General features: G+C 69.4%; 23 protein-coding genes. 4 read left to right on the plus strand and 19 right to left on the minus strand.

From position 1 onward, the window contains the following. Positions 1–43: 43 nt before the first annotated feature. From ACFQ91_RS09520 to ACFQ91_RS09540, 5 genes are all read right to left on the minus strand, one after another. Positions 44–2,734 carry an RNA helicase gene (locus tag ACFQ91_RS09520; protein ID WP_198498778.1) on the minus strand — a complete coding sequence of 897 codons (2,691 nt, stop codon included), beginning with the start codon at positions 2,732–2,734 and terminating at the stop codon, positions 44–46. Beyond that, a complete protein-coding gene (tatC, locus tag ACFQ91_RS09525) occupies positions 2,731–3,519 on the minus strand; it encodes a twin-arginine translocase subunit TatC (RefSeq protein ID WP_171006939.1) in 789 nt (262 codons plus the stop codon). The genes ACFQ91_RS09520 and tatC overlap by 4 nt, the downstream gene beginning before the upstream one ends. Before the next feature lie 56 nt (positions 3,520–3,575). Further along, a complete protein-coding gene (tatA, locus tag ACFQ91_RS09530) occupies positions 3,576–3,857 on the minus strand; it encodes a Sec-independent protein translocase subunit TatA (protein WP_232623596.1) in 282 nt (93 codons plus the stop codon). Positions 3,858–3,931: 74 nt separating this feature from the next. Further along, the gene (locus ACFQ91_RS09535; RefSeq protein WP_198498779.1) at positions 3,932–4,819 is read right to left on the minus strand and encodes a WYL domain-containing protein; all 888 of its coding nucleotides are present in this window, start codon (positions 4,817–4,819) and stop codon (positions 3,932–3,934) included. Then, positions 4,803–5,816: a YafY family protein gene (locus ACFQ91_RS09540; RefSeq protein WP_232623597.1), complete on the minus strand. Its 1,014-nt coding sequence runs from the start codon at positions 5,814–5,816 to the stop codon at positions 4,803–4,805. The genes ACFQ91_RS09535 and ACFQ91_RS09540 overlap by 17 nt, the downstream gene beginning before the upstream one ends. Before the next feature lie 51 nt (positions 5,817–5,867). On the opposite strand from ACFQ91_RS09540, the gene ACFQ91_RS09545 reads away from it, so the two are divergent. Next, positions 5,868–7,004: a DUF3866 family protein gene (locus ACFQ91_RS09545; RefSeq protein ID WP_198498780.1), complete on the plus strand. Its 1,137-nt coding sequence runs from the start codon at positions 5,868–5,870 to the stop codon at positions 7,002–7,004. 12 nt (positions 7,005–7,016) lie between these two features. Here the strand turns inward: ACFQ91_RS09545 and ACFQ91_RS09550 are convergent, their stop codons facing one another. The 7 genes from ACFQ91_RS09550 to dop form a co-directional block, all read right to left on the minus strand. Further along, positions 7,017–7,391: an FKBP-type peptidyl-prolyl cis-trans isomerase gene (locus ACFQ91_RS09550; protein ID WP_198498781.1), complete on the minus strand. Its 375-nt coding sequence runs from the start codon at positions 7,389–7,391 to the stop codon at positions 7,017–7,019. Between the two features lie 61 nt (positions 7,392–7,452). Continuing rightward, a complete protein-coding gene (locus ACFQ91_RS09555) occupies positions 7,453–8,409 on the minus strand; it encodes an FKBP-type peptidyl-prolyl cis-trans isomerase (protein WP_232623598.1) in 957 nt (318 codons plus the stop codon). Positions 8,410–8,442: 33 nt separating this feature from the next. Further along, positions 8,443–9,846: a Pup--protein ligase gene (gene pafA / locus ACFQ91_RS09560; RefSeq protein ID WP_332839524.1), complete on the minus strand. Its 1,404-nt coding sequence runs from the start codon at positions 9,844–9,846 to the stop codon at positions 8,443–8,445. After that, a complete protein-coding gene (gene prcA, locus ACFQ91_RS09565) occupies positions 9,846–10,535 on the minus strand; it encodes a proteasome subunit alpha (protein WP_198498782.1) in 690 nt (229 codons plus the stop codon). Before prcA ends, pafA begins: the two co-directional genes overlap by 1 nt. Beyond that, positions 10,532–11,332: a proteasome subunit beta gene (prcB, locus tag ACFQ91_RS09570; RefSeq protein WP_198498783.1), complete on the minus strand. Its 801-nt coding sequence runs from the start codon at positions 11,330–11,332 to the stop codon at positions 10,532–10,534. Before prcB ends, prcA begins: the two co-directional genes overlap by 4 nt. A gap of 1 nt (position 11,333) precedes the next feature. After that, positions 11,334–11,525, minus strand: a complete 192-nt coding sequence (locus tag ACFQ91_RS09575; protein ID WP_095375555.1) for a ubiquitin-like protein Pup — start codon at positions 11,523–11,525, stop codon at positions 11,334–11,336. Beyond that, positions 11,525–13,063: a depupylase/deamidase Dop gene (gene dop, locus ACFQ91_RS09580; RefSeq protein ID WP_198498784.1), complete on the minus strand. Its 1,539-nt coding sequence runs from the start codon at positions 13,061–13,063 to the stop codon at positions 11,525–11,527. Before dop ends, ACFQ91_RS09575 begins: the two co-directional genes overlap by 1 nt. Before the next feature lie 32 nt (positions 13,064–13,095). Between dop and ACFQ91_RS09585 the strand changes: the two genes are divergently transcribed. Then, complete coding sequence (locus ACFQ91_RS09585) at positions 13,096–13,491, plus strand: DUF3054 domain-containing protein (RefSeq protein WP_198498785.1); 396 nt, start codon at positions 13,096–13,098, stop codon at positions 13,489–13,491. A gap of 40 nt (positions 13,492–13,531) precedes the next feature. Here ACFQ91_RS09585 and arc read toward each other — a convergent pair whose 3' ends face one another. The 3 genes from arc to ACFQ91_RS09600 are packed head-to-tail and all read right to left on the minus strand — an operon-like array spanning position 13,532 to position 17,506. Next, a complete protein-coding gene (gene arc / locus ACFQ91_RS09590; protein WP_198498786.1) occupies positions 13,532–15,178 on the minus strand; it encodes a proteasome ATPase in 1,647 nt (548 codons plus the stop codon). Next, the gene (locus ACFQ91_RS09595) at positions 15,175–16,299 is read right to left on the minus strand and encodes a tRNA (adenine-N1)-methyltransferase (RefSeq protein ID WP_232623599.1); all 1,125 of its coding nucleotides are present in this window, start codon (positions 16,297–16,299) and stop codon (positions 15,175–15,177) included. The genes arc and ACFQ91_RS09595 overlap by 4 nt, the downstream gene beginning before the upstream one ends. Before the next feature lie 46 nt (positions 16,300–16,345). Next, complete coding sequence (locus ACFQ91_RS09600; RefSeq protein WP_198498787.1) at positions 16,346–17,506, minus strand: site-2 protease family protein; 1,161 nt, start codon at positions 17,504–17,506, stop codon at positions 16,346–16,348. Positions 17,507–17,659: 153 nt separating this feature from the next. Between ACFQ91_RS09600 and ACFQ91_RS09605 the strand changes: the two genes are divergently transcribed. Then, positions 17,660–18,469, plus strand: coding sequence for a PD-(D/E)XK nuclease family protein (locus ACFQ91_RS09605; protein ID WP_198498788.1), 810 nt, complete (start codon positions 17,660–17,662; stop codon positions 18,467–18,469). Here ACFQ91_RS09605 and ACFQ91_RS09610 read toward each other — a convergent pair. Continuing rightward, positions 18,447–19,106 (minus strand): HAD family phosphatase, encoded by a 660-nt coding sequence (locus ACFQ91_RS09610; RefSeq protein ID WP_198498789.1) that lies wholly within the window; start codon positions 19,104–19,106, stop codon positions 18,447–18,449. The genes ACFQ91_RS09605 and ACFQ91_RS09610 overlap by 23 nt on opposite strands. Before the next feature lie 22 nt (positions 19,107–19,128). On the opposite strand from ACFQ91_RS09610, the gene ACFQ91_RS09615 reads away from it, so the two are divergent. Continuing rightward, positions 19,129–19,959 carry a proteasome assembly chaperone family protein gene (locus tag ACFQ91_RS09615; RefSeq protein WP_198498790.1) on the plus strand — a complete coding sequence of 277 codons (831 nt, stop codon included), beginning with the start codon at positions 19,129–19,131 and terminating at the stop codon, positions 19,957–19,959. A gap of 1 nt (position 19,960) precedes the next feature. Here ACFQ91_RS09615 and mshC read toward each other — a convergent pair whose 3' ends face one another. Genes mshC through ACFQ91_RS09630 form a run of 3 tightly spaced genes read right to left on the minus strand, consistent with a single transcriptional unit; the run spans position 19,961 to position 22,644 of the window. Next, entirely contained in the window at positions 19,961–21,220 is a 1,260-nt protein-coding gene (gene mshC / locus ACFQ91_RS09620; protein ID WP_198498791.1) for a cysteine--1-D-myo-inosityl 2-amino-2-deoxy-alpha-D-glucopyranoside ligase, read from the minus strand. 40 nt (positions 21,221–21,260) lie between these two features. Beyond that, entirely contained in the window at positions 21,261–22,094 is an 834-nt protein-coding gene (locus ACFQ91_RS09625; RefSeq protein WP_232623600.1) for an SCO1664 family protein, read from the minus strand. After that, entirely contained in the window at positions 22,081–22,644 is a 564-nt protein-coding gene (locus ACFQ91_RS09630; RefSeq protein WP_137824063.1) for a DUF3090 domain-containing protein, read from the minus strand. Before ACFQ91_RS09630 ends, ACFQ91_RS09625 begins: the two co-directional genes overlap by 14 nt. Positions 22,645–22,690: the final 46 nt, after the last annotated feature.

A 22,690-nucleotide genomic window follows, 5' to 3' on the forward strand; every position in this document is an offset into this window, starting at 1 on the left:
GCGAGGCAGGGGTACGCGAGCCGGCGGCTCGCGCGTCGTCGCCTCAGGAGTCGTCGGCGACGACGCCGCGGCGCACCGCATCGATGGTCCGGCGGATGCGCACCGCGGTCTCCGGGGTGACGACCTCGGTGAGCTGTCCGAGGAGGTCGAGCGTCTGCTTCGCCCAGCGGACGAAGTCGCCGGCGGCGATGTCCGTGCCCCTCAGGGACTCGGCGAGGTTCTTGCCCTCCGTCCACCGGTACATCGGAGTGAACAGCCCGCGGTCGGGTTCCGGCGTCGGGGTCAGCGCGTGCTGCTCCTCGAGCCGGTAGAGCTCCTTCCACAGGTCGATCGCCTCATCGCCTGCGACCTTGAGGTCGCGGCTGGGGGCGCGTTCGGCGTGGAAGCTCTCGCTGCGCCGGGCCTGGTAGACGAAGCTCGAGGCGAAGGCCGCGAGTTCGGGTTCCGTGAGCCTGTCCCAGAGGCCGGCGCGGACCGTCAGCGCCACGAGGAGGTCGCGCTCCCCGTAGATGCGGCGCAGCATGTCAGAATGCTCCGGGTCGAACCCGAGCGTCGCCAGCACCTCCTGCACGCGTTCGAAGACGAGGGCGATCGAGGTCGTGCGTCCCTCGATGCGCTTGATGAGCGACGCGTTCTCCTTCTGCAGCTTCGCCGCGCGATTGGCCCACCGGGCGTGCATCTCGCGGTCGGGACAGTCATGGCAGGGATGGGCCCGCAGCCGCGCCTGGAGTTCGGCGACCGTCGTGCTCACCCCGGTGCCCGTCGGGGTCGAGACCCAGTGCGCGTCACGGTCGACGCGGCCGTCGGCGATCGCCTCGGCGAGGATGCCGAGCAGCACCCGCCGGTCGGCGGCCTGCCGGTGATTGAACTTCTTCGGCACCTTGATCCGCCCCATCGAGGCGACCGGTTCGGTGACCTCGTGGGGACGCAGATGCCAGACCTTGCCCTGTTCGGTGAGCACCGTCGGCAGCCGGGAGACCCCGTCGCGGGAGCTCATCGGGGCGATGATCACCGCGGTGCCCTCGACGCGCTTCGTCGGCAGGGTGATGACATCGCCGACCTTGAGCGCGGTCAGCGATTCGACGATGTCCCGCTGCTTCGTCTTCGACTTCGTCCGCGTCTCCTGCTTCTCCGTCTCGGAGATCTGCTGCCGCAGCCGCGCGTACTCGCCGAAGTCGCCGCGGTCGCACTGCATCGACGTCTCGTACGCCGCGATCGTCGCTTCGTTCTTCCGGACCTTCCGGGCCAGACCGACGACGGCCTTGTCGGCCTGGAACTGGGCGAACGAGGTCTCGAGCACCTTCGCCGCGTCGGCGGGACTCATCCGGGAGAGCAGGTTCGCCGTCATGTTGTATGTCGGACCGAACGCCGAGCTCAGCGCGTACGAGCGGTTCGAGGCGAGACCGGCGACCTCGCTGATGTCCATCGTCGGATGCCACACGACGACGGCGTGGCCGATCCGGTCGATGCCGCGGCGGCCGGCGCGGCCGGTCAGCTGCGTGTACTCCCCCGGGGTGATCGACGCATGGGCTTCGCCGTTGAACTTCACGAGCTTCTCGAGGACGACGGTGCGGGCGGGCATGTTGATGCCCAGCGCCAGGGTCTCCGTGGCGAAGACGACCTTGATGACGCCGGCGGAGAAGAGCTCCTCGACGAGTTCCTTGAACTGCGGGATCATCCCGGCATGGTGGGCGGCCACGCCGAGGAGGAGCCCCTCGCGGAACGAGTGGTAGCCGAGGATTCCGAGGTCCTCGGCGGGCAGTTCGTCGCGCAGTCGCTCGAGCGCGGCGTTGACGATGACCTTGTCCTCACGCGTGTTGAGGTCGGCCCCTGTGGCGATGTACTGCTCGACGGCTTCGTCGCAGCCGTTGCGGGAGAAGATGAACATGATCGCCGGCAGCATCCCCGCCTCGGCGAGGGAGGCGACGATCTGCGTGCGGCTGGGCCGGCGGAAGCGGGCCTTGGCCCCGCGCTCGCGCTTCGACCGCGGTCCCCCGTACGTCCGGGTGGCGTGGGAGAGGGCGGGATCGATGCGCTCGGAGTCGTGGTGGGTGAAGAGGTCGTACATGCGGTGCCCGACGAGCGCGTGGTTGACCAGCGGCACCGGACGGTGCGAGGTCGAGATCACCGTCGTCGGCCCGCGGACCTCGCGCAGCCACGCCCCGAACTCCTCGACGTTCGACACCGTCGCCGAGAGCGAGACGACCTGGACGCGTTCGGGCAGGTGGATGATGACCTCTTCCCACACGGGCCCGCGGAAGCGGTCGGCGAGGTAGTGGACCTCGTCGAGGACGACGAAGCCGAGGTCGTCGAGGCCCTCGGGGTCGTTGTAGAGCATGTTGCGCAGCACTTCGGTCGTCATGACGATGATCGGCGCATCGCGCCGGATCGACGTGTCACCGGTGAGGAGGCCGACGTTCTCCGCCCCGTGGACGGCGACGAGATCGGCGAACTTCTGATTGCTCAGGGCCTTGATCGGGGTCGTGTAGAAGACCCGCTTGCCCTCGTCCATCGCGAGGTCGACGGCGAATTCGGCGATGATCGTCTTGCCCGCCCCGGTGGGCGCGGTGACGAGGACGTCCTTGCCCTCCTGCAGTTCGGTGCAGGCCTCGAGCTGGAAGTCGTCGAGGGCGAAGTCGGTGCGGGCGATGAACCGTCCCAGCGGCGTCTGGTCGCGTTCGGCGCGGGCCCGGAACTCCGCATACGCGGCGGCCGGACTCTGGGAGTCGTTCATCGCTGTCCCTTCTCATCGTCGTCGTCGAGTTCGTCCGGGTCGACCCAGACGCCCTGGGCGACGAGCTTGCGCTTGCGTCTGCGGTCGCCGAGCACGCAGATCCCCCACGCCAGGCAGAAGAGCGTGAGCATGGGGATGACGAGGAAGAACATCGACATCGCATCGGGGGTGGGGGTGGCGACGGCGGCGAAGACGAAGGTGATCATCACGATGATGCGCCAGGACTTGCGGATCCGCGTCGCCGAGAGGATGCCGAGCATGTTGAGTCCGACCATGAGGACGGGCAGCACGAAGGCGAGGCCGAAGACGACGATGATGACCATGACGAAGTTGAGGTAGTCCTGCGCCGGGATGATGTTCGTCGCGCCAGAGGGCGTGAACGAGGTCAGGGCCTTGACGGCGTTCGGCAGCGCGAAGAACGCCATCGCGGCGCCCGCGAGGAAGAGCGGGACGGCGGCGCCGAGGAACCCGAACGAGTAGCGCTTCTCCTTCTTCGTCAGGCCGGGGACGACGAACGCCCAGACCTGATAGAGCCAGATCGGGCACGAGATGAAGAGGCCGATGAAGAACGAGAGCTTGATCTTCATGTCGAACGGCGAGGCGACGCCGGCGAAGTTGACCTGCGCCACCCGACCGGTGGAGTCGTTGATCGTCCTCACCGGCTCCTGGAGGATGTCGAGGACCGGGTCGTAGAGGAACCAGCCGCCGATGGCGCCGAGGAGGATGGCGACGGCCGCGATGACGAACCGGTTGCGCAGTTCGATGAGATGCCCCATGACGGGCATCTTCTTCTCAGGGTTCTTCTTCCGTGAGGACAGGCCGCTCCGTTCGCTGTGGGATTTCACTTCTCGCGAGACTGCGGATCCTGGTTCGGCTGCGCCGCGGACGGGTTCGGCGCGGCATCAGGCGTGGTGCGCGGGGCCGACTGGTCGGACTCTCGTCCCAGCTGACCCGGTTCGGTGGTCTTCTCTTCGTTGTCATCGCTGCGGAGGTCCTTGACCTCGGACTTGAAGATCTTCAGCGACTGGCCGAGGCTCCTGGCCAGCATCGGCAGCTTGGGAGCACCGAAGATGAGGATGATGACGATGACCACCACGGCGATGTGCATGGGGCTTAAGTTCATGAGAGCTCCTAGGCTTGTGACTGCTCCTGGCAATTCTACGCTGTGCGGCTGAGCCTTTCATCCGCGCGCGCCGATCAGCCGAGGCGCTCCCGGGCGGCGGCCACCGCGGCCGGCGCGTCGATGGCGGAGACGACGTCGGCATGGCCGAGGAGGAACCGGGCCAGCCAGTCGCGGGAGTGAACGGTGAGACGGATCTCGACGCTGCCGTCGCCGTCGACGCCGTACGTCCGCTCACGGACGTCGAGCTCGTCGGCGAGCCACGCCCCGGCCGCGGTCAGGGTCATCGTCACCTCGGTCGGCGCCTCGGGGGCGGCACCCTCGTGCATCGGCGGATGCGCGGTCTCCGTCCAGGCGCGGATCCGGGACAGGGCGAAGCGGCGCGGGCCCTGCGCGGAGTAGCACCACGCATCGAGATACCAGTCGGCCCCGGGCACGAGCCGCGTGGGGGCGATGGTGCGCGTGGTCAGTTCGTCGCGGGACTCGACGTAGTAGTCGATCTCGACGGCCGCCTCGGCGGCGATGAACCCCTTGAGCGCGCTCATCAGCTCCTCGTCGGCGGGGACGGGATCGACGTCGACGGGGGTGTGGAGGTTCTCCCCTGCCGCGACCCGCAGCTTCGCCGCCGCCGTGCGCACCGCCTCGGCGTCGAGTCCCGGCAGGGCGGCGATGAGCTCGAGGGCGAGGACGAGGACACCGGCCTCCTCGGCGCTCAGGCGCACGGGGACGGAGACCTCCTCGGCGTTGGAGATAAAGATCTTCCCGCCGTCCCACGTCGCGTCGATGAGGTCGTCGGGCATGTGGCCGGGACGACCGGTGACGAAGAGGAGCTCGAGGTCGTCGATGAGGGTCGCCGCGTCGATGCCGAAGTACGCCGCCGTCTCCTCGAGGTCGGCGCCGGGGTGGGCGTCGAGGTAGGGCACGAGGCTGAGCAGCCGGGTGAGCCTCTCACGCGCTGAGGACACTGCGACCTCCCAAGCGGTCGAGGGAATCGGCGATCGTCTCCCGGCGCGCCTGCACCGCGCGGACGAGCTCGGCGGGCCCGCGGACCTCGACGGCGTCGCCGAAGCCGACGATCTCGGCGGCGAGCGTCTGGGCGTCGGAGTACTCGACGATGATGTCCTCGCCGTCCTCGCGCACCCGGCGCCGGCGCAGCGGATCGGCCCGGTGGGCGGCGAGGCGCAGCCGCGCCTCGGTGACGACGGCCATCTCGGTGCTCGCCTGGAGGCTGACCGCGGGCGCGAAGTCGGCGGGGATCTCGTAGTCCCCGGGCTCCCGTCCGCCGAGCTTGGTGAGCTTCCCCTCGATCCGGGTGAGCCGGAACGTGCGTTCGGCACCCCGGTCGAGGTCGAAGCCGATGAGGTAGACCCGGTCCCCGCGGCTGAGCAGGGCGTAGGGTTCGAGGCGCACCTTCCGCGGGCTCTGCCCGGGCTTGTGGTACTTGAAGCTCACCGCTTCCCGGGCGTTGATGTGGTGGAGGGCGGTGGCGAAGTTGACGTTGCCGAGTTTGCTCGCCGCCCCCGGGCCGATGCTCAGCCCCTGCCCGGCGGTGAGCTCGATGCCGAGCGCCCGCAGCTTCGTCAGGGCCTGCGCACTCGAGGCGCCGAGTTCGGTGTCGGACCAGAAGCGCGCGGCCACGGCCACCGCTGCCGCCTCGGCGGGGGTGAGATCGACATCGCCCATCGCATAGTCGTCGGTGGAGATCCGGTACCCGGTCTCCCCGACATCGGAGTACGCGTCGTGCTCGCCGCGGGTCGCGATCGTGATCCCCATGTGCCGCAGCAGCTCCTTGTCGCGGGAGAACTTGCGGTCGAAGGCGGCGTCGTCGAGGTCGCCGTAGCCGTCGATGGCGCTCATCAGGGTCGTCCGGGACACCCAGCCGCGGGCCGCCCGCAGGGCGATGAGCAGGTTCATCAGCCGCTCGGTCTGCTGCCGCTGGCGGCTGGCGCGTTGTGTGTTCACAGCATCCACCGTAACCCACCGCCACAGGGATCGGGCGATAGGGTTGGGACCATGATTCATTGGCGCACAGGCACTGTCGCAGGCATCCGCTCCTCCCGTCCCGGCCTCACCGAGGTCGACGCCGACCTCGATCGGCCGCTGCCGGGCACGGATGTGGCCCGGATCAGGGCGATCGCCTACACCGAGGCGGTCGGCACGCCGCAGGTCGGCGACACCGTCCTGCTCAACGTCTCCGCGCTCGCGAAGCGGCTCGGCACCGGCGGCTTCGGCCTCATCGTGGCGTTGCCCGACCGTCTGCCCGCGGACCCGGCCCCGGGTCCCGGCCATCTCGTCAAGGACCGCTACTCCCCCCTGCAGACGATGGTCCTCGGCGTCGACGATCAGGAGTCGGAGCATCATGAGACCCTCGCCGCGGCGGACTCGATCGACGGCATGCCCGTCGTCGTCGCCGACCTCCACTCCGCGCTGCCGGCGATCGTCGCCGGCATCCGCGCCGTCGATCCGACGCTGCGCATCGCCTACATCCTCACCGACGGCGCGGCGCTGCCGGCCGCGTTCTCCCAGGCCGTGGCCGGTCTCACCGCTGCCGGGTGGATCGCCGGCAGCATCAGCACGGGTCAGTCGTGGGGTGCTGATCACGAGGCGGTGACGATCCACACCGGCCTGCTCGCGGCCAAGCACGTCCTCGGCGCCGACATCGCCGTCGTCGCGCAGGGACCGGGCAACCTCGGAACGGGAACGAAGTACGGGTTCTCCGGTCTCGTCGTCGGCGAGCACCTCAACGCCGCCGCCCTCCTCGGCGGCATCCCCGTCGGGGTGCTGCGGATGTCGAACGCCGACGCCCGGGGCCGGCATTTCGGGATCTCCCACCATACGCTCACCGCGCTCGCCGAGGTGGCCCGTCCGGGCGTGCGGGTGCCGGTGCCCGACTTCGCGACGCTGCCGGAGACCGACCGCGCCGCCATGGATCCCGACCCGCAGGTCATCGCCGAAGTGGTCGCCGACCAGCTGCCGCAGCTGCGCGACCATGAGCTCGTCGACGTCGATCTCACCGGGCTGTGGGCGGCCCTGGAGGACAGCCCCGTGGGCCTGTCGACGATGGGACGCAGACTGCCCGCCGATGCGGCAGCGTTCCTCGCTGCCGCCGCGGCGGGCAGGTATGCGGCGGGGCTCGTCTCCCCCGCCTGAGTCGGCGTCGGCTCAGCGGACGCCTTCGAGGTCGCAGACGAAGATCAGCGACTCGCCGGGCTTGATGACCCCGCCGGCACCCTGATCGCCGTAGGCGAGGTGCGCGGGGATCTGCAGGGTGCGGCGGCCGCCGACCTTCATCCCCTGGATGCCCTGGTCCCAGCCGGCGATGACCATGCCGGAGCCGAGACGGAACTCGAGCGGGGTGCCGCGGTTGTACGAGGCGTCGAACTCCTCGCCCGTCGAGTGGGCGACGCCGACGTAGTTGACGCTCACGGTGTCCCCGGGCTTCGCCTCGGGGCCGTCGCCGATGATGTCGTCGACGATGACGAGCTCCGTGGGAGCCTCCCCGCCGGGGAATTCGACTTCGGGCTTCTGCTTGGCCATGGTGTTCCTCCTTGGTGGTGGACTGCAGCGCCTGACCGGGCGGTCGAGCGCTCGTGCCGTCTCAGCCGTCGGCCGAGAGGATGTCGATGACGAAGATCAGCGTCGCGTTCTCCGGGATCTTCGGCGGGCTGCCGGCCGAGCCGTACCCCTTGTCCGGGGGAATGACGAGGACGATCTGGCTGCCGACCTTGTGCCCGATGAGGCCTTCGTTCCAGCCGTCGATGACGTTGGCCTGACCCACCGGGGAGACGGGGAACGGCTGGCTGCCCTCGGGCCAGTTCGAGTCGAACGGCTGCGACGTGTCGTCCCACAGCCATCCGGTGTACTTCACGGCGACGGTCTGGCCCTCCTTGACCTCGGGGCCGGTGCCCTCGATCGTCGTGAACGACTGGAGGTCGCTCGGCTTGTCGCCGGTGGGAGCGGTGATCTTCGGTTCGCCGTTGTCCTCCCACGTCACGGTCACGGGGTTGCCGGACTGGTCGGCCTCCTCGCCCTCGGCGCGGGTGAGCGGCTGCGAGGTCTTCTCGATGTCGATGACGTAGATGAGCGTCTGGCTCGGCTGACCCTGCTGGGGGCTGCCGTTGAGGGTCATGAGCACCCGGGAGCCGACCTTCTTGCCCTCGATCGCGGTGTAGAGGTCCTCGGAGATCTGGGACTTGTCCATGGGGAACCCGGCGGGCGAACCCGAGTCGTAGCTCGACTCGATGACCTCGCCGGTGACGCCGGAGACCAGCGTCATCTGCGCGGTGACCTGCTCGCCGGCGGCCACCGGATCGCCGTCGCCCTCGCTGAGCACCTTCGCCTCGGTCGATTCGACGACGAGCGGGGCGGTGAACTCCACTGTCGGCTTCTCGCCCGGATCGCCGTCGACGGTGATGTCGTCGAGGCTCGTCGACTTCGCGTCCTGGGCGGGCACGGAGGCCGGAGCGCTCGCTCCGCTGTCGTCGGGCTCGGACGACCCGCAGGCCGAGAGCAGCAGCACGGCTGCCGCGATGGCGCTGAGCACTGTGGTGCGCACGTGGTTCCTTTCGTCGGAATGTTCCAGACGATCCTACAGGCCGGCGATGAGAGCTTCCGCCTGCGGATGCGTCGGAGAGAAGGGATCCTTGAGCGCCACGGCGCGGCCCGATTCGTCGTTGAGGCGCAGGTGGACCCAGTCGACGGTGTAGTCGCGGCGGGCGTCGTGGGCGGCGCGGATGAACTCTCCGCGCACGGCCGCCCGCGTCGTCTGCGGCGGAGCCTCCTTCGCCGCGTCCTGGGCCTGCCGGCTGACGAGGCTCTTCGCCAGGCCCGCCGCCTCGAGTCTGGGGAAGAGCCCGGTGGCCGGGGTGATGTCGTGGTAGGCGATGTCGAGACGCTGGATCTGCGGGTCGCTCAGCCCGATGTCACCGCGGGCCATCGCCCGGTCGATGAGCGTGCGCTTGATCACCCAGTCGATCTCGGTGTCGACGCCCGCGAAGTCCTGCGCCTCGACGGCGGTGAGCATCCGCGACCACAGGTCGATGACGTAGGCGGCCAGCGCCTCGTCGCCGAGGCTGTGGTCACCGGTCTCGACGAGGTGGGCCGCCCGGTCCCGGTAGTCGGCGAGCAGTCCCAGCGGCGTCGTCGTCGACCCGTCGCTGCGTTCGAGGACGGTCCTGCCCGTGAGGTCGCGGGCGATGACGCGGATGTCGCGGACGGGGTGGCGCAGCCCGTGGTCGGGGAGGCGCGCCCCCTGTTCGATGAGGTCGAGCATGAGCACGGCGGAGCCGAGCTTGAGCGCCGAGGTGGCCGTCGACATCGAGGAGTCGCCGACGATGACGTGGAGCCGGCGGTACTTCTCCGCATCCGCGTGCGGTTCGTCGCGGGCGTTGATGATCGGCCGCGACCGGGTCGTCGCCGAGGACAGGCCCTCCCACATGACATCGGAGCGGGCGGAGAGGCCGAAGGTCATGTCCGTGCGCGTGACGTCCTCGTCGGGATGGAAGGAGGAGGTGCGGGGAATGATCGCCCCGGCCCCGACGAGCAGCTGCCGGGTGACGAGGAAGGGCAGGAGCACGGTGGTCAGCCGGTTGAAGTCGAGGCCGCGCCGGATGAGGAAGTTCTCGTGCGAGCCGTAGGAGTTGCCCGCCGCATCCGTGTTGTTCTTCACCATGTGGATCCGCCCGGTCAGCCCGTCGGCGGCCAGGGCCTCCTGCGCCTGATCGAGGAGGTCGATCATCAGCGCCTCGCCGGCCCTGTCCTGGGCGAGCAGGTCGGGCAGCGAATCGCATTCGGCCGTCGCGTACTCCGGGTGGGAGCCGACGTCGAGGTAGAGGCGGGAGCCGTTGGGGAGGAAGACGTTCGACGACCGCCCCCAGCTGACGACCGGTCGGAAGAGGTAGCGGGCGATCTCCTCGGGACCGATCCGCCGCCGGTCCTCCCCCGGGGTGTGGGCGAGCCCGTACTCGGTCTCGAGCCCGTAGATGCGGGCCATCAGTCCGACCTGAGCTCGGCCAGGGCGGCATCGGAGAGCCGCCGGAAGGTGCGATGTCCGGGCACCTCGCGGTCGAGCACGGCGGCTTCGAGGTCGTCGACGGGCAGCGGACCCGAACCGGCGGCCTTGAGCGCCTCGACGCCGAGGTCGACGACCGCGGTGAGCGGCTTGGCGCTCGTGACGATCCCCTTGAGGCGGGCGGTGATCGCATCGGCCTGACCGCCGATGGCCACGTGCTCCGTCTCATCGATGACGGACCCGTCGTAGGTGATCCGATAGAGCTGGTCGGTCGCGGCGGTCCGGCCGAGCTCGGCGACGACGAGTTCGACCTCGAAGGGCTTCGACTCGGTCGTGAACACCCCGGCCAGTGTCTGGGCGTAGGCGTTCGTCAGTCCCCGGGCGGTGACGTCGCTGCGGTCGTAGGAGTAGCCGCGCAGGTCCGCGTAGCGGACCCCGGCCTGCCGCAGCGTCTCGAACTCGTTGTACTTGCCGACGGCGGCGAAGCCGATGCGGTCGTAGATCTCGGCGATCTTGTGCAGCGTCGGCGAAGGGTTCTCGGCGAGCAGGAGGATGCCCGTGTCGTAGCGGAGGACGACGACGGACCGGCCGCGGGCGATGCCCTTGCGCGCGAAGTCCGCCCGATCCTTCATCAGCTGTTCGGGTGAGACGTAGAACGGTGCCTGAGTCATGCCTGTGCCTTCCGCGTCCGCTCCGCGACCACCTCGGCGGCGGTGGCGAGCACCCGGTCGGCGGGGACCTCCCTGACCCCGGTGCCGAGTTCGACGGTGAAGACCGTCGGGGCGAGCTTCCGCACGAAGTCCGGTCCCCCGGTCGCCGAATCGTCGTCGGAGGCGTCGAAGAGGGCTTCGACGGCGACGGTGAGCGCGGCATCGGGCTCGAGTCCGGGCTCCCAGAGCTTCTTCAGCGCACCCCGGGCGAACCCGGAGCCCGAGCCGATCGCGTGGAAGCGGTGCTCCTCGTACTTGCCGCCGGTGATGTCGAAGCTGAAGATCTGACCCTGGGGGCGGGAGTCGTCGACGCCGGCGAACATCGGCACGACGCTCAGTCCCTGCATCGCCAGTCCGAGGTTGCCGCGCAGCATCGCCGCGAGCCGGTTGGCCTTCCCACCGAGGGAGAGCCGGGCGTCCTCGATCTTCTCGTAGTGCTCGAGCTCGAGCTGGAAGAGCCGGATGAGGTCGAGGGCGACACCGGCGGTGCCGGCGATGCCGATGACGGAGTAGTCGTCGGCGGGACGCACCTTCTCCATCGCGTGGGAGGCGATCATGTTCCCGATCGTCGCCCGCCGGTCGCCGGCCATGAGGACGCCGGAGCCGGTGTGGAACGCGACGATCGTCGTCGCGTGCGGCAGCTGCTCGCTCATCGCAGAGCCCTGCGGCTGCGGCAGCGCGTCCGGGGCGAGGTCCCGGATGAGGTCGATGAAGGAGTTGCTCGTCGAGCTGAGGAATGCAGGCGGGAACCCTGCCATCTCATTGGCCGCCCTTCTGCACGAAGTTGCGGACGAACTCTTCGGCGTTGGACTCGAGCACGCTGTCGATCTCGTCGAGGATCGAATCGACGTTCTCGGTGTTGATCTGGGCGGACACCGCCTGCGGCGGATCGACCGGCGGCTCGTCCCCACCGGCGGAGTGGTCCTTGTTGATCTGTTCGTTCGAGCTCATCACAGCCTTCTCTCTTGCGTCTTGGCGCTCAGTCTAGTCACTCCCAGGGCCGTGAGCAGGCCGTCGACGTCGTCGACGCCGGACAGCCGCTCGGCGAGCAGGGCGCGGGTTCCCTTGCGGGGTTCGCTCATCGGCAGGCGCACCAGCCCGGCGGCCCCGGCGTCGAAGACGAGGGAGTCCCAGCTGGCGGCGACGAGGGCGTCGGAGAACCGCGTCACCGCGAGTCCCCTGAGGTAGGCCCGGGTGCCCTCCGGCGGGGTGGTGACGGCGGCCTCGACCTCCTCCGGCGTCGTCAGACGGGTGATCCGCCCGGCCCTCTCGAGCTTGTGGAAGAGGCCCTTCTCGGGGCGCACATCGTGGTACTGGACGTCGATGAGGGCGAGCTTGGGATGATCCCAGGACAGTCCCTCCCGCTGCCGGTAGCCGTCGAGGAGCACCCATTTGGCGACCCAGTCGATCGAATCGGCGAGCGTGGTGGGATCGGTCGCGAGACCGTCGAGGAAGCGACGCCATTCGGCGAGCACCTCCTGCGTCTCCGGGTCATCGCCCGCGTGCTCCCGGCACGCGGTCCAGTAGAGGTCCTGGATCTCCAGGGCGGTCAGGTGAGACCCGTCGGCCAGCGGCAGGCGGGTGCTCAGCTGGAGATCATGGGAGACGTCCCAGAGCGCCTGGAGCGGGTCGGCGAGCTCGATCCGGGGGGCCAGACCCGCCTCGATGAGGCCGAGGACGAGGGCGGTCGAGCCGAACCGGACGAGGGTCGCGGGTTCGGCGAGGGTGGCGTCGCCGATGATGACGTGGAGTCGGCGGTACCGGTCGGGATCGGCATGCGGTTCGTCACGGGTGTTGACGATGGGGCGGCGCAGGGTCGTCTCGAGTCCGACCTGGGCTTCGAAGAAGTCCGCCCGCGAGGAGATCTGGAAGCCGGGGGTCTCCGCTTCGCGGCCGATCCCGACCCGACCGGAGCCGCAGAGGATCTGCCGGGTGACGAAGAACGGGATGAGCCCGGCGACGAGGTCGTCGAAGTCGACGGTGCGGTCGACGAGGTAGTTCTCATGGGTGCCGTAGGAGGCGCCCTTCGAATCGGTGTTGTTCTTGTAGAGGTTGACCGGCGCGTCGGTGGCGGCCAGCCGACGGACGGAGGCCAGGGCGACGAGATCCCCGGCCCGGTCGTAGGCGACGAGGTCACGCGGGGTGAGCACCTCGGGAGAGGAGTACTCGGGGTGGGCGTGGTCGACGTAGTAGCGGGCGCCGTTCTCCGTGACGACGTTGGCGAGGTACTCGGCTTCGACCGCCTCGGCGGGCAGGTGCGTGAGCTGGGAGGCGTCGGCGTCGGCGACGTTCATGAGGAACCCGCGGGCATCGGCGAGCGGGGACTCGGTCTCGAAGTCCCAGAAGCTCTGGGACGACTTGAGACCGCGCGGTCCCGCATATGCGTCGACGACGCGCGCGGAGTCGCGCATCGGGTTCGCCCCGGGGTTGCCCGGCTGGCTCAGCCCGAACTCGGTCTCGGCTCCCATCACCCGGTGCACCGTGATCATGACCTGCTCCCTCCACCGTTAGACTCGCACTCGTGGCTGCGAAGAAATCTCATCTCCCGATCGCCCTAGTCGTCGACCTCGTGCTCGTGATCCTCTTCACGATCATCGGGCATTACACCCACTCTAACGACCTCGACCCGCAGGGCATCGTCACGACCGCCTGGCCGTTCGTCGCCGCCCTCGTCGTCGCGTGGGTGCTCGCCGCGGTGTGGGACCGACCGCTGTCCCCGCTCGCCTCGGGCACGGGGATCTGGGCGATCACCGTGCTGCTCGGCCTCGTCATCCGCGGCCTCACCGGCGCCGGCGGGGATCCCGGGCAGGTTCCCGTGAGCTTCATGATCGTCGCCACGACGCTCAACTTCATCACCCTCGTCGGCTGGCGGGTCATCGCCACCGCCGTCTCCGGCGGCGGCAAGCGCCGCCGCTGAGCCGCAGACCACGACCCACAAGCCCGGACCCGGTCCGGCCTCAGAGCAGGTCGGGGTTCGGGGTCGCCTCGGCGATCTCGGACTCGAGCGTCGGGGCTCCGCGGGTCGTGTCGAGGTGCATCATCCGCAGATGGGTGACCCGCTCGCCCTTGCGCCCGGAGATCCGCGCCCACTCGTCGGGGTTCGTCGTGTTCGGCAGGTCCTCGTGCTCGCTGAACTCCTCGGCGATCGCCTCGGCGAAGTGCTCGGGATGCAGACCCCGCTGCCCGGTCTCGAGCAGTGACTTGATCGCCCCTTTCTTCGCCCGGTCGACGATGTTGTGGATCATCGCGCCCGAGGCGAAGTCGGAGAAGTGGAGGACCTCGCGGGAGCCGTCGGCGTAGGTGGCCTCGACGAACTCGTTCTCCGGCACGCTCGCGTACATCCGCTCGACGCAGTAGTCGATGAGGGCGCTGACCGTGGCTTCGGCTCCGCCGTGTTCGGCCACGAGGCTCTCCCGCAGCGGCAGCGCCGGGGTGAGGTACTTGCCGAAGATGTCGCGCGCGGCCTCGGCGTCGGGCCGTTCGATGCGGATCTTCACGTCGAGGCGACCGGGCCGCAGGATCGCGGGGTCGATGAGGTCCTCGCGGTTCGAGGCGCCGATGACGATGACGTTGTCGAGCTGCTCGACGCCGTCGATCTCCGTGAGCAGCTGCGGAACGATCGTCGTCTCGACGTCGGAGGACTTGCCGGTGCCGCGGGTGCGGAACAGCGATTCCATCTCGTCGAAGAAGACGACGACGGGGAACCCGGCCGAGGCCTTCTCACGGGCTCGGGCGAAGATCAGCCGGAGCTGCCGCTCCGTCTCCCCGACGTACTTGTCGAGGAGTTCGGGGCCCTTGATGTTGAGGAAGTAGGTCTTCCGCGCCCGTTCCGAGCTGCGTTCGGCGAGCGAGTTCGCGACCGCCTTGGCGATGAGCGTCTTGCCGCAGCCGGGCGGACCGTAGAGGAGGATGCCCTTGGGCGGTTTGAGCCCGTGCTCGGTGTAGAGCTGCGGGTGCTCGAAGGGCAGTTCGACGGCGTCCTGGATCTGCCCGATCTGATCGGCGAGACCGCCGATGTCCGAGTACGTGATGTCGGGGACCTCTTCGAGCAGGAGCGAGGACACCTCCGGCTTCTCGACGACCTCGAGGGCGAAGTGGGTGCGGGTGTCGACGACGACGGCATCGCCGAGGCGGACGCCTGAGTCGAGGACCTCCTGCGTGAGGACGTAGACCTGCTCGTCGTCGCCGGGAGCGCCGACGAGGATGCGGGTGTCGTCGATGAACTCGCGGACGGTGACGACGCTGCCGACCGAGCCGAAGTCGCCGGTGCCGATGATGACGAGGCCCTCGGACAGGAGCACCTCGGTGCCGGGACGCAGCGACTTCGCCTCGACCTCGGGACCGACCGCCACCCGCATCCGCCGTCCGCCGACGATGACATCGGCGAACAGGCCCGCGTCGTCGACGGCGATGAGGGTCCCCCAGCTGTTCGGGGGCTCGGTCAGCCGCCTGGCCTCCTCCTTGATCCGCCCGAGCTCCTCCCGGGCGGTGCGCAGCGTCTTCGACAGCGCCTCGTTCCGCTTGCCGGCGGTGAACAGCTGCTGACGCAGGGAGGCGGTGTCCTCCCGCAGCTTCTTCACCTCGCTCGTCGGTGTCTCTGTCATCGGCTGTCCTCCTTCTGCTCTGGGTCCGTGGCCGCTGCGGCCGGCTGGTCTGCGGCAGGCTGTGCCGGGTCGGTCTGGTCTCCGGCAGGCGGCGCCGGGTCAGGCTGGTCTGCGGCTGGCTGTGCCGGATTGGTGCCGGGAGTCTCGAGTCGTCTGCCGGCCTCGCGCATCACCCGACGCAGCTTCTTGCCGGTCGCCACCCGGGTGCCGATCGCCGTCTCCGTCACCTCTCCTCCGGTCCACGCCTCGACGTCGGCGGTCGAGGCCGGCGCACCCTGGGGGCGTTTCTTCTTCTCCAGGGGCACCTCCCCCGGTGCCATTCTGCGGGCGATGACGAGGAAGCCGGTGTGGGCGATCATCCTGTGGTCGGGACGGACGGCGAGTCCGTCGACGTGCCAGCCGCGGACCATCGACTCCATCGCGCTAGGTTCGCTGAAGCACCCGGTCTCCCGGACCGCCTCGACGAAGCGCGAGAGCTGCGGGACGGTCGCGACGTAGGCGATGACGACGCCCCCGGGAGCCAGCGCCTCCGTGACGGCGGCGAGCACGTTCCACGGGGTGAGCATGTCGAGGACGACGCGGTCGACCGTGCCGGGGGCGAACTCCGCGGGCAGGGTCTCGGCGAGGTCGCCGACCGTGACCGCCCAGTTGTCGGGGGCGCCGTCGAAGAAGTCGGCGATGTTGCCCGCGGCGATGTGGGCGAACTCCTCGCGCAGCTCGAAGGAGTGGAGGCGGCCCTGGGGCCCGACGGCGCGCAGCAGGGCGATCGACAGGGCGCCCGACCCGACGCCCGCCTCGACGACGGTGGCTCCGGGGAACACGTCGCCGAGGGTGACGATGAGACCCGAGTCCTTCGGGTAGACGACGGCGGCCCCGCGCGGCATCGAGAGCACGAAGTCCTCGTAGAGGGGGCGGAAGACCTGGAAGTCCACACCCCCGGAGTTCGTCACGACGATGCCCTCGGGACGGCCGATGATGTCGTCGTGGCTGATGAGTCCCTTGTGGGTGTGGAACACCTCTCCGGAGGCGAGCACGATCGTGTGCATCCGGCCCTTGGGATCGGTGAGTTGGATCTTCTCCCCCGCGCGCAGTGCGGTGTCGGGTCGGTGAGGCTGAGTCATGATGCTTCTACTCTACGCTGGTGAGGTGTGCCTTACGCACACCGGTTCAGGCCGCGAGAAGCTCGTCGAAGAACTCCTGCAGATCGATGACGCCGACGAGCGTGTTGCCGTCCATGACCAGGCAGAACTGCGCCTTGGGGCGGTGGGTGAGCGACTCGAGCAGATGCGGTGCCGTGATGTCCTTGGGCACCCCGATCCAGCCGGCAAGGGGCCTGGCCACTTCGCCGACGGGGATGTGGGTCATCGATTCGGCAAGGCGACCGGCCGCGGCGTGGCGGTCGACGAGACCGTAGGGCAGCCCCTTCTGGTCGAGGACGACGATGAGCGTGCGCTCCTTGGCATGGCCGAGCGTGTTCGCATAGTCGAGGGTGTCGGCGAGATCGGCGTCCCAGGTCGCGGCGATCGCCGGCTGGATGACCTGCCGCAGATCGTAGGTCTCCATCTTCCGGGCCCGCTTCGCATGGGTCGCGGCATCCCCGGCGGAGAACCACAGCATGATGGCGATGAGCGACATCCAGGCGACGTTGAGCGGATCGGGCCGCTGACCGGCGAGCAGCGGGGTGATGACCGACCAGCCGATGAAGCCGATCGCGATGATCCGCCCCACCCAGCTCGCGACGATCGTGCCGAGGTACTGGGACCCGGTGATCCGCCACATCAGCGCCTGCAGCGCCCACCCGCCGTCGAGCGGGATGCCCGGGAGCAGGTTGATCGCGCCGAGGGCGACGTTGGCGAAGGTGATCGCGACGAGGAGCAGCCACGGCACCGAGTACGGGGTGACCGCGCTCAGGCACCACCACCCGAGGAGGGCGAGGACGATGTTGACGATGGGCCCGACGATGGAGATGACGAAGCTCGTCATCGCCGCCTTGTCGCGCGGGTTGTCGACCTGCGGTTCGAAGCGGGTGAAGCCGCCCCAGATGTTGAGCTCGATCGCCGCGACCTTCTGCCCGTAGAACTGGCCGGCGACGCCGTGGGCGAGTTCGTGGAGGAACACCGAGGCGAAGAGGAGGACGGCGTAGGCGAACGCCACCGCCCACGACCACAGCCCGAGGTCGGGGCGCACCGTGTGCACCCACGGGGCGAAGAGGATCGTGATGACGATCGCGGCGAGGAACCACGACCACGCGAGGATGACGGGGGCGCCGAGAACGGTCCCCAGGCGCACGCCGGATGAGGCGCCGGTCTGGTGGTTCTTCGCGGCCATGAAAAGGACATCCTCTTGCACGTTGGGGTCGGGATTCTCAGCCTAACAGCGGCAGAGGCCTTCACCATGTCAGACGCGTCGTGTCCGCTCAACTCGACGGGGCCTGCCGCGTCGTGCCCGGCCCGTGTCAGGACCCCTCGTTAGAGTGGGTGCATGGCCGAGCTCACCAGTCTCTCTCCGTCCCGTGCGAACGACTTCGTGCAATGCCCCTTGAAGTTCCGCTTCCGCAGCATTGACAGGCTTCCGGAACCCCCTTCACAGGCGGCATTCAAGGGCACGCTCGTCCACTCCGTGCTCGAGCAGCTCTTCACGCTGCCGGCGGCCGAGCGCACCGAGGACGCCGCCCAGGCGATGCTCTCCCCGAGCTGGGACGCCCTGGTGGAGAAGGACCCGACCGTGCTCGAGATCTTCGCCGATGATCAGGAGAAGGAGACATTCTTCACATCCGCCCACAACCTCGTGCGCGCGTACTTCACCCTCGAGTACCCCGAGCATCTCGAACCGGAGACGACGGAGAAGTACGTGACGACGACGCTGGACAACGGGCTCGAGCTGCGCGGGTTCATCGACCGGGTCGACGTCGCCCCGGGCGGGGAGAAGCGCCTCGTCGACTACAAGACCGGCAAGCAGCCGAAACCCCAGTACGGGCGGGAGGCGAAGTTCCAGATGGGGTTCTACGCGCTCGTCGAGTACCGGCTCACCGGAGAGCTCGTCCACACGCTCCAGCTCATGTACCTCGGCTCGCGGAGCATCCTCAAATCCCATCCGACTCCGGCCGATCTCGAGGCCAGCGAATTCGAGATCGCCGCGATCTGGAACGACATCGTCGCAGCCGCCGAAGCCGATCGCTGGCGTCCCCGGAAGTCCCCGCTGTGCAACTGGTGCTCGTTCAAGCCCCTGTGCCCGGCCTGGGGCAACGCCGCTCCCCCGACCCCGGAGATCACGCGGATAGTCGGGACGTGAGCGCGCGCAGATCGTCGACGTCGTGTCCGGCGAGGCTCGTCCACAGGGTCGTGCCGGGGGCGGGGTCGAGGTCGACGAGGTGCGGGATGCCGATCGCGATCGTGCCCGCCGCCTCGGCGCTGGCCAGTCCGGGCCGGGAGTCCTCGAGGGCGATGCACCTGCCGGGATCGAGACCGAGCAGCGCGGCTCCCGCGAGGTAGGGCTCCGGATCGGGTTTGCCGGCGCTGACCTCGTCACCGGAGATGAGCCCGACGAAGCTGTCGGGCGGGCACGCGGCGATGACCGCCTCGGCGAGGCTGCGGTAGGACATCGTCACCATCACACACGGAATCCCCTCCTCCCGCAGCGCGCTCAGCAGCTCGAGCGCGCCGGGCCGGAAGGGCACGGACTCCGCGATGCGGGCGATGACGGCCGCGAGCAGCGTGTCGACGATGACGGGGGCGGGCAGGTCGAGTCCGGCCTCCCGCATGAGGCTGCCGGAGGTGAGGAGATCGTTGCCGACGAACTCGAGGCCCTGCTCCTCCGACCACGGCAGTCCATGGGCGGCCATGAGCTCGGTCTCGGCCTCGATCCAGTACGGTTCGGTGTCGACCAGGGTTCCGTCCATGTCCCAGAGGACCGCGCCAGGATTCGTCATGGTTCCAGCGTAATGTGGTCGCATGACATTTCTCCCATCAGGTCACGGTGCGCTCGTCTTCATCGCCTTCGAGGGGCAGGACGCCGATGCTTCGGAGGCGGCGAGCTCGCTGGTCAAGGACATCATCGACACGTGGGGGCTCGACGACAGCGAGATCCTCGACACCGACGGCTTCTACGAGTTCCGCTTCTCCGAACCGGAGATCGAACGCGATGAGACGGGACGCGCGAGCATCGCGTGGCCCGGCGTCGAGGTCCACCGCGGCACCCATGAGGGACGTGCCGTCACCGTCATCCACGGGCACGAGCCCGGACTCAAATGGCGGGAGTTCCTCTCCCTCATCCTCGCCGAGGTGGGTGAGGACGATTCCGTCGTCCTCCTCGGCGGCCTCCACGCCGAGGTGCCCCACACCCGGCCGCTGCCGGTCGTCGCGAACACCGAGGACCCCGACCTCGCCGCGCAGCTGGGCATCGAGATCAACAGCTACGAAGGGCCCATCGGCATCCTCGGACTCCTCGGGGTCGCGTGCTCGTGGCGGCAGCTCACCGCGATCAACCTCTGGGTGGGCGTGCCCGACTACCTCGGGGACTCGCCGTCGCCGAAGGCCGAACTCGCACTCGTCCGGGCCGTCGAGAAGACCACGGGGATCGAGATCGACATTCCCATCCTCGAGGAGGAGAGCCGAGCCTGGGAGCTCGGCGCCGATGAGGTCGTGTCGGGCAATCCGCAGCTGGCCGAGCTGCTCGGGCGCCTCGAGCAGCGCATCGACGCGACCGAGCTGCCCGAGGCCAGCGGCGAGGCGATCGCCGCGGAATTCGAACGCTACCTGCGCGGACGCGGCCGCGAGCGCTGAGTCAGTCGCGCAGCCGGATGCCGAGCAGGGCGTCGACGGCGTCGGCGACCCGCTCCCCGGTCACGGCGCCGGGCTCCCCGGCCGGTGTGTCGGCGTAGTGCTCGGCCCATTCGTCGAGGATCCCCAGGGCCCGGGGGCTGTCGAGGTCGTCGGCGAGGGCTTCGCGCAGGAGGCCGATGATGTGGGTGCGCAGCCCCTCCCGGCACTCCGATTCGCACGTCGCCGCGTGCTTCCATGCGGCGAGGCGCTCGGCCGCGGAGTCGAGGAGGTCGCGGGTGAAGTTCCAGTCGCTGCGGTAGTGGTTCGACAGGAGCACGGTGCGGATGACCATAGGGTCGACGCCCTCGGCGAGCAGCTGCGAGACGAGGACGAGGTTGCCCTTCGACTTGCTCATCTTCTCGCCCTCGAAGCCGACCATGCCCGTGTGCATGAACGTCCGCGCCAGCGGCGTGCGCTGCCACGCCGCGGCGTGGGCGGCGCCCATCTCGTGGTGCGGGAAGATGAGGTCGCTGCCGCCGCCCTGGACGTCGACGGGCAGGCCGAGACAGTCGTCGGCGATGACCGTGCACTCGATGTGCCAGCCCGGGCGTCCGGGACCGAGCGCCCCGCCGTCCCAGGAGGGTTCGCCGTCGCGGGCCGCGCGCCACAGCAGCGGGTCGAGCGGATTCTCCTTGCCGGGGGTCTCCGGGTCGCCGCCGCGCTCGGCGGACAGGCGCAGCATCGTCGCCCGATCGTCGTGGCTGACGCTGCCGAACGGCGGCTGAATCGGGGTGTCCACCCGGTAGTAGACGTCACCGTTGTCCAGGGTGTACGCGGCCCCCTCGGCGAGGAGGGCGCTGACGGCGGCGGCGATCCGCGGAATCGATTCGACGACGCCGACGTAGTCCTGGGGCGGGATGACGCGCAGCGCCTCCATGTCGTCGCGGAAGAGCTGGATCTGCGACTCGGCGAGTTCGCGCCAGTCCACGCCCGTGGCCGCGGCGCGTTCGAGCAGCGGGTCGTCGACATCGGTCGTGTTCTGGACGTAGACGACGTCGAGGCCGGCATCGCGCCACACCCGGCCCAGCAGGTCGAAGGCGACATAGGTCGCGGCATGGCCGAGGTGGGTCGCATCGTAGGGGGTGATCCCGCAGACGTAGAGGGCTGCTCTGCCGTCGCGTCCGCTCAGTCGCCTCGGGCTGCGCGCCCCGGTGTCGAAGACGGTGGGGACTGTGCCGGTGGTGGACAGCTGGGGCAGCTCAGGTGCGGACCATGATTTCACGCAGACCAGCCTAACCGAGACCGGCGGTCGCGAGCACGTCCTAGATCGGCGGCCAGGGAATCGCCGTCCTGTCCTCGGGCGGAGGGGGGAAGATCCCGGTGTCGGCCAGGGTCTGCGCCCGCTGCGCGAGCGCTGTGATCTCCGTCTCCCGCAGGCACTCGGTGAGCGCGTCGACGAGCACCGCGGGCATGGCCGCGACCTCGTCGAGGGCCGCGCGCTCGGTGTCATCGAACGCGGAGTCGGCGAATCCCCAGAGCACCGTGCGCAGCTTCTCCTCCGGGTGGAAGCTCAATCCGTTGTCGATGCCGAACGTCCCGAACCCCCCGGTCACCCCGGGCAGCACGCTGCCAGTGATGATGTGCCCGGCCTTGCGGTCGGCGTTGCCGGCGAGCAGATCGAAGAAGGCGACCCGGCGCAGCTCCTCGCCGAGGCTGTGGGAGAGGACGAGGTCCCGTCCGTCCTCGGTGCGCAGGGCGAACATCGGGGCGAACGCCTCGGGGATCCCGTCGATCTCGGTGAGCGCGACGTCGGCGTCGTCGCCGGCGTCCTCGACGTAGGCCTGGAGGGAGCCGGGACCGTGCGGCAGATCGGTGCGGAGCACGGTGGGCGGGACGACCCGCAGGCCGAGGTGGGCGCTGAGCCGGTACGCGGCGACTTCGCGCAGCCCCAAGGTGCCGTCGGGGAAGTCGTGGAGGGGTCTCTCGCCGGCGATCGGCTTGTAGACGGCCTTGAGCACGCGGTCGGCGTGGTCGACGACGACGAGCGAGGTCGAGTTGCTCGCCCGCGGGATGTCTCCCATGAGCGTGGGCTCCCCGCCGGTCAGCGCGGATTCGACGAGGCGGTCGACCGCCGCCGGGCCGTCAGGCTCGTGCAACACCGTTGGCGCGCGGGCAGAGGTGGCCTTCGGGTTCGAGCGGCAGCGAGCAGAACGGGCAGTCCCCGCGCCCGGCGGAGACGACCTGCTCGGCGCGGCGCGCGAACTCGCGGGCACCGGCCGCATCGAGGACGGTGCGCAGCACATCGCGCTCGACCTCGTCGTCATCGGGGTCGGCCGAGGTGCCGGCCTGCGCGTCCTCCTCGGTGAGTTCGAAGCACTCGACGACGAGTTCGTGGGCGACGGTGTCCCACCCCAGGCTCATCGTCCCGACCCGGAACTCGGGGTCGATGGGGACGTTGAGCCCGGCATTGTCGATGCGGTCGTCGATCGCCGTCTGCGGCACGCGGGCGGCGGGGTCCTTGATCATCACCATGTCGAGGAGCTCGGTGATGCGGTCGGCGAGGATCTCGACCTGCTCCTTCTCGACGATCACCGTCGTCAGGGCGTCGCCGGACTTCGCTTGGAGGAGGAAGGTCCGCTCCCCCGGCAGGCCGATCGTGCCGACGACGAAGCGGTCGGGTGTGGGGTGATCGTAGAGTGAGGCCATGTGGCCCAGCCTAATCCACTGCCGCCCGGCCGTCGGAACCCCGGCC

This window comes from Brevibacterium sp. NPDC056726, from assembly GCF_042790515.1.
Taxonomy (GTDB): domain Bacteria; phylum Actinomycetota; class Actinomycetes; order Actinomycetales; family Brevibacteriaceae; genus Brevibacterium; species Brevibacterium sanguinis.